Annotated in this window: 15 protein-coding genes; 14 read left to right on the top strand and 1 reads right to left on the bottom strand. The window is 63.2% G+C overall.

What is annotated here, in order from left to right:
- Positions 1-129: 129 nt before the first annotated feature.
- The 13 genes from Q8J98_RS13520 to Q8J98_RS13460 all read left to right on the top strand — a co-directional run bounded on the left by Q8J98_RS13520 (position 130) and on the right by Q8J98_RS13460 (position 11,319).
- Entirely contained in the window at positions 130-324 is a 195-nt protein-coding gene (locus tag Q8J98_RS13520; protein ID WP_370868093.1) for a hypothetical protein, read from the top strand.
- Between the two features lie 236 nt (positions 325-560).
- Positions 561-755 (top strand): hypothetical protein, encoded by a 195-nt coding sequence (locus Q8J98_RS13515; protein ID WP_305183571.1) that lies wholly within the window; start codon positions 561-563, stop codon positions 753-755.
- Between the two features lie 188 nt (positions 756-943).
- A complete protein-coding gene (locus tag Q8J98_RS13510; RefSeq protein WP_305183572.1) occupies positions 944-1,138 on the top strand; it encodes a pilus assembly protein in 195 nt (64 codons plus the stop codon).
- Positions 1,139-1,275: 137 nt separating this feature from the next.
- Positions 1,276-2,145 carry a Flp pilus assembly protein CpaB gene (gene cpaB / locus Q8J98_RS13505; protein ID WP_305294830.1) on the top strand — a complete coding sequence of 290 codons (870 nt, stop codon included), beginning with the start codon at positions 1,276-1,278 and terminating at the stop codon, positions 2,143-2,145.
- Between the two features lie 185 nt (positions 2,146-2,330).
- The gene (locus tag Q8J98_RS13500) at positions 2,331-3,737 is read left to right on the top strand and encodes a type II and III secretion system protein family protein (RefSeq protein ID WP_305294829.1); all 1,407 of its coding nucleotides are present in this window, start codon (positions 2,331-2,333) and stop codon (positions 3,735-3,737) included.
- Between the two features lie 3 nt (positions 3,738-3,740).
- A complete protein-coding gene (locus Q8J98_RS13495) occupies positions 3,741-4,409 on the top strand; it encodes an OmpA family protein (protein ID WP_370868092.1) in 669 nt (222 codons plus the stop codon).
- A 259-nt stretch (positions 4,410-4,668) separates the two neighbouring features.
- The gene (locus tag Q8J98_RS13490) at positions 4,669-5,937 is read left to right on the top strand and encodes an AAA family ATPase (RefSeq protein ID WP_305294828.1); all 1,269 of its coding nucleotides are present in this window, start codon (positions 4,669-4,671) and stop codon (positions 5,935-5,937) included.
- A gap of 10 nt (positions 5,938-5,947) precedes the next feature.
- Complete coding sequence (locus Q8J98_RS13485; protein ID WP_305294827.1) at positions 5,948-7,378, top strand: CpaF family protein; 1,431 nt, start codon at positions 5,948-5,950, stop codon at positions 7,376-7,378.
- A 2-nt stretch (positions 7,379-7,380) separates the two neighbouring features.
- Positions 7,381-8,349: a type II secretion system F family protein gene (locus Q8J98_RS13480; RefSeq protein ID WP_305294826.1), complete on the top strand. Its 969-nt coding sequence runs from the start codon at positions 7,381-7,383 to the stop codon at positions 8,347-8,349.
- A 13-nt stretch (positions 8,350-8,362) separates the two neighbouring features.
- Positions 8,363-9,352 carry a type II secretion system F family protein gene (locus Q8J98_RS13475; protein ID WP_305294825.1) on the top strand — a complete coding sequence of 330 codons (990 nt, stop codon included), beginning with the start codon at positions 8,363-8,365 and terminating at the stop codon, positions 9,350-9,352.
- A 4-nt stretch (positions 9,353-9,356) separates the two neighbouring features.
- Positions 9,357-9,929 carry a tetratricopeptide repeat protein gene (locus Q8J98_RS13470; protein WP_305294824.1) on the top strand — a complete coding sequence of 191 codons (573 nt, stop codon included), beginning with the start codon at positions 9,357-9,359 and terminating at the stop codon, positions 9,927-9,929.
- A 26-nt stretch (positions 9,930-9,955) separates the two neighbouring features.
- Complete coding sequence (locus Q8J98_RS13465) at positions 9,956-10,816, top strand: lipopolysaccharide assembly protein LapB (RefSeq protein WP_305294823.1); 861 nt, start codon at positions 9,956-9,958, stop codon at positions 10,814-10,816.
- Positions 10,817-10,821: 5 nt separating this feature from the next.
- Complete coding sequence (locus Q8J98_RS13460; RefSeq protein ID WP_305294822.1) at positions 10,822-11,319, top strand: prepilin peptidase; 498 nt, start codon at positions 10,822-10,824, stop codon at positions 11,317-11,319.
- Here Q8J98_RS13460 and Q8J98_RS13455 read toward each other — a convergent pair.
- Positions 11,309-12,934, bottom strand: coding sequence for a hypothetical protein (locus Q8J98_RS13455; protein WP_305294821.1), 1,626 nt, complete (start codon positions 12,932-12,934; stop codon positions 11,309-11,311). The two genes, Q8J98_RS13460 and Q8J98_RS13455, sit on opposite strands and share 11 nt — an antisense overlap.
- Before the next feature lie 119 nt (positions 12,935-13,053).
- Between Q8J98_RS13455 and Q8J98_RS13450 the strand changes: the two genes are divergently transcribed.
- Complete coding sequence (locus Q8J98_RS13450; RefSeq protein WP_305294820.1) at positions 13,054-14,364, top strand: ATPase; 1,311 nt, start codon at positions 13,054-13,056, stop codon at positions 14,362-14,364.
- Position 14,365 lies beyond the last annotated feature (1 nt).

The raw sequence follows: 14,365 nt of genomic DNA, 5'->3' as shown, positions 1-14,365 counted from the left end.
ATGTACGATGCCCGCCAAGATCAGGCCACGATTGACCGCCAAAACAAACCCATACCGCGACGGACGAGGCCCAAAGCAGAGCAGGCCGATGACGACGGGACGCGGCGCAAACAGGACCAGGAGCTACCCATGAAACTGTTCAAAATGCTGAAATCCTTCCGCGCCCAAGAAGACGGTGCCGTGACCGTTGACTGGGTCGTGCTGACCGCCGCCGTCGTCGGCCTCGGTGCTGCCGCGCTGGTGATGGTGTCGCAATCGACCGGCAACCTGACCAGCAAGATCGCCGGTCACCTCGACAGCGCCACGATCAAGACCACGTTCTGATCGCTGCCAGACGTCAGAACTGCGTAAGGCCGTGCCCCGAGGGGCGCGGCCTTTTCGCATTCAGCGCCCGCAGAGTTGCACGCGAAAAAATGAATATTCCCTGAAAATGTACGATGCCCGCCAAGATCAGGCCACGATTGACCGCCAAAACAAACCCATACCGCGACGGACGAGGCCCAAAGCAGAGCAGGCCGATGACGACGGGACGCGGCGCAAACAGGACCCAGGAGCTACCCATGAAACTGTTCAAAATGCTGAAATCCTTCCGCGCCCAAGAAGACGGTGCCGTGACCGTTGACTGGGTCGTGCTGACCGCCGCCGTCGTCGGCCTCGGTGCCGCCGCGCTTGCCATGGTGTCGCAATCGACCGGCAACCTGACTAGCAAGATCGCCGGTCACCTCGACAGCGCCACGATCAAGACCACGTTCTGATCGCGCGCCATTTGCCTTCAAGGCCGCGCCCATTTGGCGCGGCTTTTTCTTTTGGATCAAGCCATTACACATGCCGAAAAGAAATCCCGAAAGCGCCCCGAATGTGCCGTTTTCTGCCTCCAGGGTGCAGCTTGGGCCGCCCGCGGTTTGTATTCCACGGGCGATAGTTTAAGCCAGAGGTTACGAGCATGAGCATGAAGAAACGTATCCGTTCCCTGTGGCATCACGTTGAGGGTGCCGTGACCGTTGACTGGGTGGTGTTGACCGCCGTCGTCTCGGGGCTTGGCATGGCGGTAGCCTATACGATCTGGGTCGAGATCGGCACTGCCAACAACAACATCGTGGTGTTCATGGACGACCAGTCGATCAAGACGGCGTTCTGAAACTGAAGCGCGCCCGAAGCGCTTTGCACGATCCTGGCCAAGATTGGCCACGATCCGGCCACAAACGGATTGCAGCATGGTGAGGTGCTGCCCCTCGGCTTGCGTGGGGCGGCAAGTGGAACAGGAAGGGTCAACGCATGCGTATGGTTTATGGCTTGGTGCTTTTGGTGGGTATCGCGCTTGCGGGCTTCGCGGTCTATATGGCGCAGGGCTATATCGCTTCGGCACAATCGGAACGCGACGCGCTCCTGGCAGCGCAGGCCAACGCGCCCGATCTGGTGCGCGTGGTCGTGGTCAAGCGCGCACTGAAATACGGCGAGCGGTTCACCCAGGCCGATCTGGAAATCGTCGGCGTGCAGGCGGGCAAGACGCCGCAAGGCATCTTCAGCGCCATTTCCGTGCCGATGGGCACCGACCCCAGCTTTGCCACCGTCTTTTACGATGGCGAAACCCGGCCCCGCGCGGCGCTGCGCAGCTACATGGCCTATGAACCGCTGCTGGCCAGCAAGATCACCCCGCCCGGCGTCGATGCCGGGATCATGGCGAACCTCGCGCCCAATATGCGCGCCTTCACCATCAACGTCGATATCGCCAGCGGCGTCTCGGGCTTTCTCCGACCGGGTGACGTGGTTGACGTCTATTGGTTCGGCCAGTCGGGCAACCGCGAAGTGACCAAGCTGATCGAGGCCAATCTGAAGCTGATCGCCATCGACCAGAGCGCCGATGCCGACCGCTCGGAAGAAACCAAGATCGCCCGCACCGTTACCGCCGAAGTCTCGCCGGAACAGGTTGCGGCGCTGACCCTCGCGCAGGCGACCGGGCGGCTGACGCTGTCGCTGGTGGGCAATAATGACACCACCCCAGTCGGCGCCATCGAGATCGATCGCAACAGCCTGCTCGGCATCCAGCAGGCCGAGGTCGTCGAGGTCGAAGCCGAAAAGGTCTGCACGATCCGCTCGCGCAAGGCCGGCGAACTGGTGCTGGTCGAGATTCCGTGCACCAACTGAACGCCTGCTCTGGCCGTTCTGCAACGCGGGGGTAGTGATGCCCCCGCGTCACGCAGTTGCACAAACCGAACGAAAAACGCCGCGCAAGCGGTTGATTCTTGCTTATTATTGGCATTTCGCGCATCCTGCCCCAGAAATCGGGCACAAGACCCGTCGTGCAGCGTGATCGGAGAGGCAGGATCACAATGAAATTGCGTGTTCTTTTCAGGGCGTTGCTGCTCGGGCTGGCGTTTGCCGTCGGGCTGTCCGCGCCATCCTATTCGCAGGCGCTAAGGGTGCTTTCCGGCGGCGCATCCGAGACGCTGGCAGTGCCGATGAACCGCGCCGTGGTCGTCGAAAGCGACGTTCCCTTCGCGGAACTTTCAATTGCCAACCCCGGTATCGCCGATATCACCACCTTGTCGGACCGTACCATCTATGTGCTCGGCAAGACGCCGGGGCGCACCACGATGACCATTCTGGGGGCCGACGGCAACCTGATCTCGAACGTCGAGGTGCAGGTCACCCCCGACGTTGCCGAGTTCAAGGAGCGGTTGCAGCAGATCCTGCCCGGCGAGCGCATCGAGGTGCGCACCGCCAATGACGGCATCGTGCTTTCCGGCACCGTCTCGTCGATCGCGCGGCTTGACCGCGCGCTGGAACTGGCCCAGCGCTACGCGCCGGACCGGGTTTCCAACCTGATGAGCGTCGGCGGCACCCAGCAGGTGATGCTGAAGGTCCGCTTTGCCGAAATGCAGCGCTCCGTCTCGAAGAACCTCGGTGCCTCGCTTGGACTGCTCGGGCCGGGCAACCTCGCCTCGGTGCGCCTCGGCACCGGCAACATCGGCGGCGTCAACGCGCTTCTGGCGGGCGATCCGCCGACGCTCGGGCAAGACAGCTTCGGCGGCATCGGCGCGACCGTGACCATGGGCGACATCACGCTTGGCGTCATGCTCGAGGCGCTTGAAGCCAAGGGCATGGTGCGCACTCTGGCCGAACCGAACCTGACCGCGCTTTCTGGCCAGGAAGCCAAGTTCCTTGCTGGCGGCGAATACCCGATTCCGGTTTCCACCTCGGATGGCATCGCGATTGAATACAAACCCTTCGGGGTCGAGCTTTCGTTCGTGCCGCGGGTGGTTGATGGCGACATCATCAACCTTGAAATCAGGGCGGCGGTCTCGGCAATCGACACCACCCAAACCATGGTCAACAACAACGGCTTCTCGATCAATGCTTTCAAGCGGCGCGATGCCCAGACCACCGTGGAAATGCGCGATGGTGAAAGCTTTGCCATCGCGGGCCTGCTGCAAGACGATTTCAACGACCTCAACAACCAGATCCCCTGGCTTGGCGATGTGCCGGTGCTGGGTGCCTTGTTCCGCTCTGCCTCGTTTGAGCGGCGGCAGTCCGAACTGGTGATCATCGTGACCCCGCATCTGGTCACCCCGACGCGCGGCGAGGCGCTTGCCCTGCCCACCGACCGGGTGCGCCCGCCAACCGAAAACCAGCTCTTCCTGTTCGGCAAGACCTCGGATCAGACCCCCACCACGGGTGCTGCCGCCGAAGTCGCCCGGCAGGATTTTTCGGGCTCCTATGGCTATGTGATGGAGTAGGCGATGCGCGCGCACACAAAACTTGCGGTCATGCTGCTGTGCCTCGCCGGGCTTGCCGGCTGCCAGCGCAGCGGCTCGTTCTTTGGCGAGGCAGGGTCCGAGCTTGATACCGCCGATTTCGGCAATTCGACGATGAACAACACGATGCTGCAATCGGGCGAGCGCGACTATGCGGTCAACCTCAACCAGCGCTTCACCGCGCAGGTGCCAACCACGGTGAACTTTGCCTTCAACTCCTCGGTGCTCGATGGTGCCGCGCAGCGGGCGCTGGCACAGCAGGCCGACTGGATCAGGCAATTCCCGGAAGTGCGTTTCCGCGTCTATGGCCACACCGATCTGGTCGGGTCCGATGCCTACAACAAGGCGCTCGGTCTGCGCCGCGCCCAGGCGGTGGTCGCCTTCCTCACCTCGCAAGGCATCAGCCGCTCGCGGCTGGAGGCGATGGTCTCCTACGGAGAAACCCGGCCGCTTGTCTATGTCCAAACCGAAGACGTGCGCAACCGCCGCACGGTCACCGAGGTTTCGGGCTTCGTGCGCAACAATCCCACGGTGATGAACGGCAAATACGCCGAGATCGTGTTCCGCGATTATGTCGCCTCGGCGCAATGGATGCAGCTGAGCGGTGCCACCGGCGGCGCTGCTGCGGCGGCCGGGGTAGGCGGTGGCGGCTGAGGCATTCGGTCAATCTTGCGAATATCGGGGGCGGTCTTTGGGAACAAAGGCCGCCCCGGCATTTCGATAGTCTCTCGAAATCGCACAATTACGTTTCTTTAGCCCCATTCTGGCCAAGATTGGCAGCGAATTTACCCTCCTGAGATAGTGGCATGGCGAGTGAGTCGTGCAGGGGTGTGTGAGCAATGAATGCGGGACAACAGCAAGAACTGCCCCAAGGCATCGCCCCCCTGCCCCGCGGACAGAAGGACGACAGGCAATGAGCAGCGCAGCAACAGTCTTGAAACCGGAACCGGCCCCGATTCTGGCCTGCACCATCTCGCGTGATGTGGCCAACTTCGATCTGCTGATCGAGGATATGGAAGCCGAAATGGGCGAAAGCTGGGGTGATCTAAACTTTCAGGATGCGGTGCTGTTTCTGAACCAGCCCGAGGCGGCGCAACTTCGGTTCGTGGCAATCGCTGTGGACAATGAAGACGAAGCCGACCTGAAGCGGATCTCCGGCATCATCAGCGCCGCCAAGGAACACGCCGTTCATGTGATCCTGATCGCCGAGGAAATCAGCCCGATTGCGCTGCACCAGCTGCTGCGCCTCGGGGCCGACGATTTCGTGCCCTATCCGCTGCCGGAACGCGCCCTGCACGATGCCATCGAGCGGCTGGGCAAGGCCCCCGCCCCGGCGGCAGATCAGCCGATCGCGCTGCATGACCCCGCGCACGCCAAGCCGAAATTCAAGGCCACCGGTGGCAAGGATGCGGTGATTCTGCCGGTGCACGGCCTGGCCGGCGGCACCGGTGCCACCACCTTTGCGGTAAACCTCGCCTGGGAGCTTGCCAATATCGACAAGAAGAATCCGCCGCGGGTCTGCCTGCTCGATTTCGATTTCCAGTATGGCTCGGCCTCGACCTATCTCGACCTGCCGCGCCGCGAGGCGGTGTTCGAGCTGCTCAGCGACACCTCGCAGATTGATGCCGACAGCTTCAGCCAGGCCCTGACCACCTTCAACGACCGCCTGCATGTGCTGACCGCGCCCGCCGACATGCTGCCGCTCGACATCGTCACCAGCGACGATATCGCCCGGCTGCTTGATCTCGCGCAGGCAAACTTCGATTTCGTCGTCATCGACATGCCAAGCACCGTAGTCAGCTGGACCGAAACCGTGCTGTCGCATGCGCATGTCTATTTCGCGCTGCTCGAACTCGACATGCGCTCGGCGCAGAACGCGCTGCGGATGATCCGGGCGCTCAAATCCGAGGGTCTGGCCGCCGAAAAACTGCGTTTCGTTCTGAACCGCGCCCCGCGCTTTACCGACCTCACCGGCAAGAGCCGGGTGCGGCGGCTGGCCGAAAGCCTCGACATCGCCATTGAGGTGCAGCTGCCCGACGGCGGCAGACAGGTCACCCAGGCCAATGACCACGGCCTGCCGCTGGCGGAAACCGCCGCCAAGGCACCGCTGCGCAAAGAGATCCAGAAACTTGCCAAGTCGCTCTACGACTTGAACCGCGCCGCCGAGGCAGGCCGCAGCTAAGGACGTTAAGATGTTTTCGCGTTACAAGAAACCCTCGGTCTCGGCTGCGGCCCCCGCCGCCCACAGCGCCGCCCCGGCGGCTGCCGCCCCACATGCCGCGATATCGCACCGCCGTATCGCCCCGGTGCAAGATGCCGCCACCGCCGCGATCCTCGACAAGGAACGCAAGCGCAAGGAGCGGATGGGCGAGCTGAAGGTCGAACTGCACAAGCGGCTGCTGGAAAACCTCAACCTTGCTGCGCTTGAAACGGCCCCCGAAGCCGATCTGCGCGCCGAAATCGCCTCGATCGTTTCCGAGGCGCTTGGCGAGATGTCGGTGGTGCTGAACGGGGCCGAGCGCGCCACCCTGAACCAGGAGCTTTATGACGAGGTGATGGGCCTCGGGCCGCTGGAGCCGCTACTGAAAGACGACACCATCAACGATATTCTGGTGAACGGCCCGCAGCAGATCTTCGTCGAACGCGCCGGCAAACTGGTGCTGACCGACACCACCTTCAAGGACGAAAAGCACCTTCTGCGGATCATCGACAAGATCGTGTCGGCGGTGGGTCGCCGGGTCGATGAATCGAACCCCTATGTTGACGCCCGCCTAGCCGATGGCTCGCGTTTCAACGCCATGGTGCCGCCGGTCGCGGTTGATGGCAGCCTCGTCTCCATCCGCAAATTCAAGAAAGACAAGCTCGGCATCGACGATCTGGTGCGCTTTGGTGCCTTCACCGAAGAAATCGCCGCCTATCTTCAGGCCGCGGTTTCGACCCGGCTCAACATCATCGTTTCCGGCGGTACCGGCTCGGGCAAGACCACCACACTCAACGCGCTTTCGTCGTTCATCGACAATACCGAGCGGATCCTGACCATCGAAGACACCGCCGAATTGCAACTGCAACAGGTCCACGTCGGCCGCATGGAAAGCCGCCCGCCAAACGTCGAGGGGCGCGGTGCGGTGACCCAGCGCGATTGCCTGCGCAACGCGCTGCGGATGCGCCCCGACCGCATCATCGTTGGCGAAACCCGCGGCGAAGAGGTCATCGACATGTTGCAGGCGATGAACACCGGCCACGACGGATCGATGACCACCATCCACGCCAACTCGGCGCGCGATGCGGTCAGCCGCCTAGAAAACATGGTGGCGATGTCGGGCATCGAAATGCCGATCAAGGCGGTGCGCAGCCAGATCGCCAGCGCCGTCAACCTTGTCGTGCAGGCCTCGCGCCTGCAAGACGGCTCGCGCCGCATGGTCTCGGTAACCGAAATCACCGGCATGGAAGGCGAGGTGATCTCGATGCAGGAAATATTCCGCTACGAGCGCCTCGGCCTGGCACCTGACGGCAAGATCATCGGCCGCTTCACCGCCACCGGCGTGCGCTCGCATTACTCCGACCGCTTCAAGCAATGGGGCTACGATCTGCCAGCCTCGATCTACGAACCCGTGGGGAACTGAGCATGATCATCAGCCCGACTCCGATCATCTACGGCCTGATCTTCGTCGCCGTGCTGCTGTTGGTCGAAGGCATCTACCTGCTGGTGTTCGGCAAGTCGATTTCGCTCAACAGCCGCGTCAACCGCCGACTGGAGCTTCTGGAGAAAGGCGGCCGCCGCGAAGCGGTGCTGGAACAGTTGCGCCGCGAAATCTCGCAGCACCGCAACTCCAAGGGCATTCCGCTTTACTCGCTGCTCGCCGAAAAGGCGCAAAAGGCCAATATCGCCTTTTCGCCAAGGGCGCTGATGGCGGTGATGGGCTTGCTGGTGGTGGTCGCCTATCTTGGCCTCACCATCGGCACCGATGCTGCGGCCCCGGTGCGCATCGCGCTGGCGGTGGCGATGGGGGTTGGCGCTGTGTACCTCTGGGTCAGCGGCAAGGCCAACAAGCGCATGTCGATGATCGAAGAGCAATTGCCCGACGCGATTGAGCTGATGGTGCGGTCCCTGCGCGTCGGCCACCCGTTTTCCGCTGCCATCCAGATCGTCTCCAGAGAGGTCGCCGACCCGCTTGGCTCCGAATTCGGGATCATCGCCGATGAGGCTGCCTATGGGCGCAACGTCTCGGAATCGCTCGCTGATCTGGCCGAACGCATGGATATGCAGGATCTGCGCTTCCTGGCGGTCGCGGTGTCGATCCAGCAAAGCTCGGGCGGCAATCTGGCGGAAATTCTCGAAGGGCTTTCCAAGGTCATCCGCGCCCGCTTCCGGCTGTTCCGCCGGGTCAAGGCGATCACCGCCGAGGCGAAATGGTCGGGCAAGTTCCTTTCGGCCTTTCCGCTTGGCGTGCTGCTGATCATCCAGGTCACCTCCCCCACCTATTACGACGCGGTCAAGGAAACCTCGGCTTTCGTTCCTGCGGCCATCATCGTCTTCGTGTTTCTTGGCATCAACATGCTGTTCATGAGGGCAATGGTGAACATCAAGGTCTGAGGGGGGGGTCATCATGCAGTTTTTCGCGCCCATTACCAGAATGCTGACCGAGACGCTCGGCCCGCTCGGGCCGGTGATCGCTGTTGCCGCTGTCGGCATCCTCCTGATGCTTGCGGTGCTGCCGACAATGCTGCGCAAAAGCACTGACCCGCTCGACAAGCTGCGCGAAAGCGTGCGCGGGACGGCGCAACGCGCGGGCACCGAGGCGCAGCAATCGCTGCGGGTAGGCAGCGGCAAGAACAAGCTCGAAAAGTTCGCCGGTTTCCTTGAACCGCAGACCGAAGAGGAAATGACCGACGCGCGGCTGAAAATGACCCGCGCCGGTTATCGCAGCAAGAACGCGGTGCGCAACTTCCACGCCATCCAGTTCGGGCTGGGGCTGGGCATGCTGGCGCTCGGCGTGGTCTTTGCTCTGGTCTCGACGCAGACCGGCGAGGTTTCGACGCCGCAGATGATCCTGACCGTGCTGCTGCCCGGCGGTGCCGGGTATTACCTGCCGAAATACTGGGTCGAGCGGCGCGTGCAAAAACGCCAGAGCGATATCCAGAACGGCTTTCCCGATGCGCTTGATCTGCTTCTGGTTTGCGTCGAGGCCGGGCAATCGCTCGATCAGGGCATCATTCGCGTCTCGAAGGAATTGCAGGCGGGCTACCCGGCATTGGCCGAGGAATTCGGCCTTGTCGCCTATGAAATCAAGGCCGGCAAGGAAAAGTCGCAGGTGCTGCGCGCCTTTGGCGAGCGTTCGGGCGTGCAGGATGTGAACTCTTTCGTGACGGTGATGATCCAGTCGCAGACCTTCGGCACCTCGATCGCCGAGGCGCTCCGGGTCTATGCGGGCGACATGCGCGACAAGCGGGTGATGCGCGCCGAAGAGGCCGCCAACAAGATCCCCACCAAGATGACCCTCGGCACCATGATGTTCACCGTGCCGCCGCTGCTCATCATCCTTGTCGGCCCGTCGGTTCACGATATGATGCAGACCTTCGCGAACCTGAACATGTGAGGCGATGCGATCTGGTTTTCCGGGCGGCAAGGCCGCCACCGCGATCATGGCCGTTCTGGCACTGGCCGCCTGTCAGCCGACAGGCGGTCTTGGCCGTGATCCGGGCTCGCCCTACGCGCCTGGCACGGCGCGCGGTGCCGCAGTGGACGGGCTGACGGTCGGGCATCGGCTGATGGAAGCGGGCGAATACGAACTGGCGCTTGAAGCCTATTACCGCGCCGCGGCAGAACAGGGTGCCACGGTCGATGTCATCGCCGCCCTGGGCTCGGCCAATCTGCAACTCGGGCGGCTCGGGCAGGCTGAAAGGCTGCTGCGGCAGGCCATTACCATCGACGGCAAATTCGTGCCCGCCTGGAACAACCTCGGCGTGGTGCTGATGGAAACCGGCAAATATGCCGAAGCCGCGCGGGTTTTTCAGACCGCCTACGCGCTTGACAGTGGCCAAACAGACTCGATCCGCGAAAATCTGCGCCGCGCGCTCGCCAAGATCGAAAACCCGTCGTATGATCTGCCCGGCGAGGCATATTCGCTGGTCAACCGCGGGAACGGGCAATACCTGCTTTTGACCAGTCCCTGAGGCAACGAGCAAAAGGACGCACAAAGATGCGCCACCCGGTTCTGATTTCGCTCTGCATTGGCAGCGTGTTTGCATTGCTTGGCTGCGAGCAGCAGTCCGACGCCGACGTGGCGCGCGCCATGGCCAGCGTCAACGTGATCGACGAGACCAACCTTTCCGATGTGATGCTGACCGCGGGCGACCCGAACGAGGCGGTCGCCTATTTTCTGCGCGCCACCACCGAAAAGCCCGGCCGCATCGACCTGATGCGCGGGCTGGCAAAATCGCTGGTGCGGGCCAAGAAGCCCAACGACGCCGCGGCGGTCTGGGAAGCGGTGCTGGCGCATCCCGAGGCAAGCAACCAGGACCGCGTCGATTTTGCCGACACGCTCATTCGGATGAACGCCTGGGAACGCGCCGAGGCCGAGTTGAACAAGATCCCGCCGACGCATGAAACCTACGCGCGCTACCGGCTGGAAGCGATGGTTGCCGACTTCCGCAAGGATTGGAAGAAGGCCGACAGTTTTTATGAAATCGCCGCCGGGCTGACCACCACCCCCGCTTCGGTGCTCAACAACTGGGGCTATTCCAAACTCTCGCGCGGCGACCACGCCGGGGCCGAAAGGTTGTTTTCCGAAGCGCTGACGCATGACGCCAGGCTTTTCACCGCCAAGAACAATCTGGTGCTCGCCCGCGCCGCGCAGGGCAAATACGACCTGCCGGTGATGCCGATGACCCAGATCGAACGGGCGCAGTTGCTCTATACCGCGGCGCTTTCGGCGATCAAGCGGGGCGATGTCAACATTGGCCGCACGCTCTTGAAGCAGGCGGTCGATACCCACCCACAGCATTTCGAGGAGGCCGCGCGCGCGCTTGCCGCGCTTGATGCCAACGTCGGGCGGGGTTAGCCCCCGTGCTCGGCCTTTCGGTTCCCGCCTCGGCGCTGGTGTTTCTGGTGCTGGTCAGCCCGATCTGCGCCTGGGTCGCCTGGTCCGATCTGAAAACCATGAAAATCCCGAATGCGGCGGTGCTCTCGCTGCTCGGCGTCTATCTTCTGGCCGGCCCGCTTTTGCTGCCCCTCGATGTCTGGGCCTGGCGCTGGCTGCACTTTGCGCTGGTGCTTGTCGCCGGGATCATTCTCAACGCGGTGGCGCATTTCGGCGCGGGCGATGCGAAATTCGCCGCCGCGATGGCACCGTTTTTTGCGCAGGCGCACCTGAACCTTGTGCTGATCCTGCTGGCGGCGTTCCTGCTTGGCGCGTTTGTCGCGCACCGTCTGGTGCGGCGGGTGCCCGCGCTGCGCGGCCTCGCCCCCGACTGGGTATCCTGGAGCCGCGCCGATTTTCCGCTTGGTCTCGCGCTTGTCGGCACGCTTTGCGGCTATCTGGCGATCGTCGCGCTCACGGCTTGAACGGGCGCAGCAGAATGAAGCTGGCGCTGCGCCGCGCTTCGGTCAGCGTCCACCCATCTTCCGCCAGCGCCTTGAGCATGTCGGCGCGCGAGTGCAGCGTGGTCGGGCAGAGCGGCACCAGCACGAATTCCGCCGCCTCGATGCCCGGCGCACCGCCATAAAGCCACGCCGCCCCCCCCGGCAGCGGCGGAAACGGCCCGTAAAGCCAGAGCGACGAGAAAAGATCGGCCACCAGTATCCGCTTGCCCGCATACCCCGCCGCCACAAGCTCTGCCGCCGCCGTCTCGAACCAGGCGCTGTAGCCCGCCTGCAATTCGCACTCGGGCAGGGTCTCGCCATTGAGCACCGCCGCCTCGTCCCGCTCGGCGCGGTCGCGGTAGGCGGCAAAGGGGCCGCCCGGCAGATCAAGCGGCTGCAACGCGCTTGCCCGGTAAAGCCGGGTTTCCTGCACCAGAAGGTCGGCATGCTCGGGGCGAGCCGAAAGCAGCGGCACCATGCCTTCGCTGCTGGCAAAGGCCTGCCGGAACGGGCTCGCGGCAAGGTTGAGTATCGAGGGTGTGGCAAAAGCCAGTGCCGCCACCGCCGCGGTGGTCAAACTGGCCTTGAGCGGCATGCCAAGGCCGTTATGGCGGTAGGGATCGGGCCGAAGCTGCAACGCGAAAGCCGCCAGCAACACCAGCCACTGCGGATCGTTGCCAAAGTTCTGCCAGGTGATGAGGAAGAACCCCGGCGTCAGCACCAAAAGCAAAAGCCCCTCGGCCAGCCTGTCGGATTGTCGCAAGAAGGCGACGGTCGCCAGAAGCGCCAGCGACCCGCCCAGATAGGCGGGCGCGCCGACCACCCCGGCAAGCGACATCCCCGGCACCACCCGTGTGTCAGACTGGGTAACGCTTAGAAGATCGCCGAAATAGGCGGGCCAGAATGCCGGCCCCGCCAGCACCGTCAGCGCCGCAACCACCGAAAGCCCCGCAAACATCGCCGCAATGAACGCCCGCCCCTCGCCGCGCGCCGCAAAGGCCAGAAGGATCGCGGGAGCGAGGCCGACGAAATAGGTGACCTTGATCAGCGCCAGCGCCGCCATGCCGAACCCGATCAGCGCGCCGTCAAGCCAGGGCCTGGGCTCGCCCGCGCCCGGCAGAACCGCCAGCGGCACGATGATATAGACCACCGCCCAGGCCCAGCGGTTGTAATGCATCGAAAGCGACACGGCGGAATTCGCCTCGCCATGCACCAGCGCAAGGCACAGCACCACCACATAGGCCCCATAGGCCAGCGCCCCGGTCGCCTCGAACCGCGACCCCGCCGCGCGCGCCAGCGGCAAAAGCAGCAAAAGCGCCACCGCCACTTCGGCCCAGATCACCGCGTGGCCAAGCCCCGCCCCGAGCCAGACGAAAAAGGCGACAGGTGCCAGCGCCAGCACCCCTATCGGCGTGGTAAAATCAAGGTGCGGCCACTGCCCCGCCTCGGCCATCCGCAGCACCATGTCGGCCAGATGCAGTGTATCGCCTTCGTGCTTGCCCAGGTAAAGCCCGCCCTTGGCAAGCATCGCCCCGCCCATCAGCACGATCAGCCCGAACAGAAGGCCGCTTAGCAGCAGCGCACTCGCCCTTTGCATCGCAGCCTCTCCACTCTGGTTCCATGTTTTGGCCACATTAGCCGGGCAACGTGACGGTGTGAATTGCTCATTCGGGGCAAAGCGCAAAGCAGGCGCATGCGGCAAAGGGTCGGGCAGCGATGAACATGATGGCTTCTGGCGTGCTGGCACCGGTGCCGCCGAAAAATCTGGCGGAAACCGGCATCTCGCCGGTGATGATGCGCGATCTTCTGCTCAAGACGATGTTTCGCACCAATCTCGATACCTGCTCGTCAATCGCCCGCGTCATCGCGCTGACCATTCCGGTCACGCAAGAGCTTGTCGACCTCGCGCGCAGCCAGCGCCTGCTGGAGGCCACCGGCACGCTGCATGCCAATTCGGGCGGCGAGATGGGCTATCAGCTGACCGACGCGGGCAAGGCGCGCGCGCTTGATGCGCTGGCGCAGTCCGAATATTACGGTGCCATGCCGGTGCCGCTTGCCGCCTACCACGAACAGATCAAGCGCCAGTCGATCCGCAACATCCAGATCACCCGCGACCAGTTGACCGCGGCGATGGGCCATCTGATCCTGCCGAAAGAACTACTCGACAACCTCGGCCCGGCGGTCTCATCGGGCCGCTCGATCCTGATGTATGGCCCGCCCGGCAACGGCAAATCGTCGATTTCCAATGGCATCCGCGATGCCTTGGGCGACCGCATCTATATTCCCCGCGCGGTGGAATATGCAGGCCAGGTGATCACCGTCTTCGACCCTATCGTGCACACCGCCGCCGAGGAAAGTGTCGATGACCCGACCAGCCTGCGCCGCTCGGGCAACCGGTTCGACAACCGCTATGTCTATTCGGTGCGCCCCACGGTCATCACCGGCGGCGAATTGTCGCTCGACATGCTCGACCTCACCTACAACCCGACCGCGCGCACCTATACCGCGCCCTTGCAGATGAAATCTTCCGGCGGCGTCTTCATTGTCGATGACCTTGGCCGCCAGGCGGAACCGCCGCAAAAACTGGTCAACCGCTGGATCGTTCCGCTCGAGGAAAACCGCGATATCCTGTCGCTGCAATCGGGCGAAAAGTTCGAGGTGCCCTTTGACACGCTGGTGATCTTTTCCACCAACTTCCACCCCAACGAAATCTTCGACAAGGCGGCGCTTCGCCGGATCTTTTTCAAGATCAAGATCGACGGGCCCTGCCAGCAGGACTTCCTCAAGATCTTCGCCATGGTGGCGCGCAAGAAGAAGATGGCGCTCGACGAACGCACGATGCTGCATCTGATGCAGGTGAAATACCCCACCATCGCCAACACCTACGCCAACTATCAGCCGGTGTTCCTGATCGACCAGATGATCGCGATCTGCAATTTCGAAGGCATCCCGATACAGATGACCCCCGACCTGATCGACCGCGCCTGGGCCAACATGTTCGTGCGCGATGAGGCGATCGCGCACTAGC

The sequence above is a fragment of the Phaeovulum sp. genome (assembly GCF_030684035.1).
Taxonomy (GTDB): Bacteria; Pseudomonadota; Alphaproteobacteria; order Rhodobacterales; family Rhodobacteraceae; genus UBA6213.
Note: the sequence above shows the minus strand (reverse complement) of the source record. Positions and strands in the feature narration are given on the sequence as shown.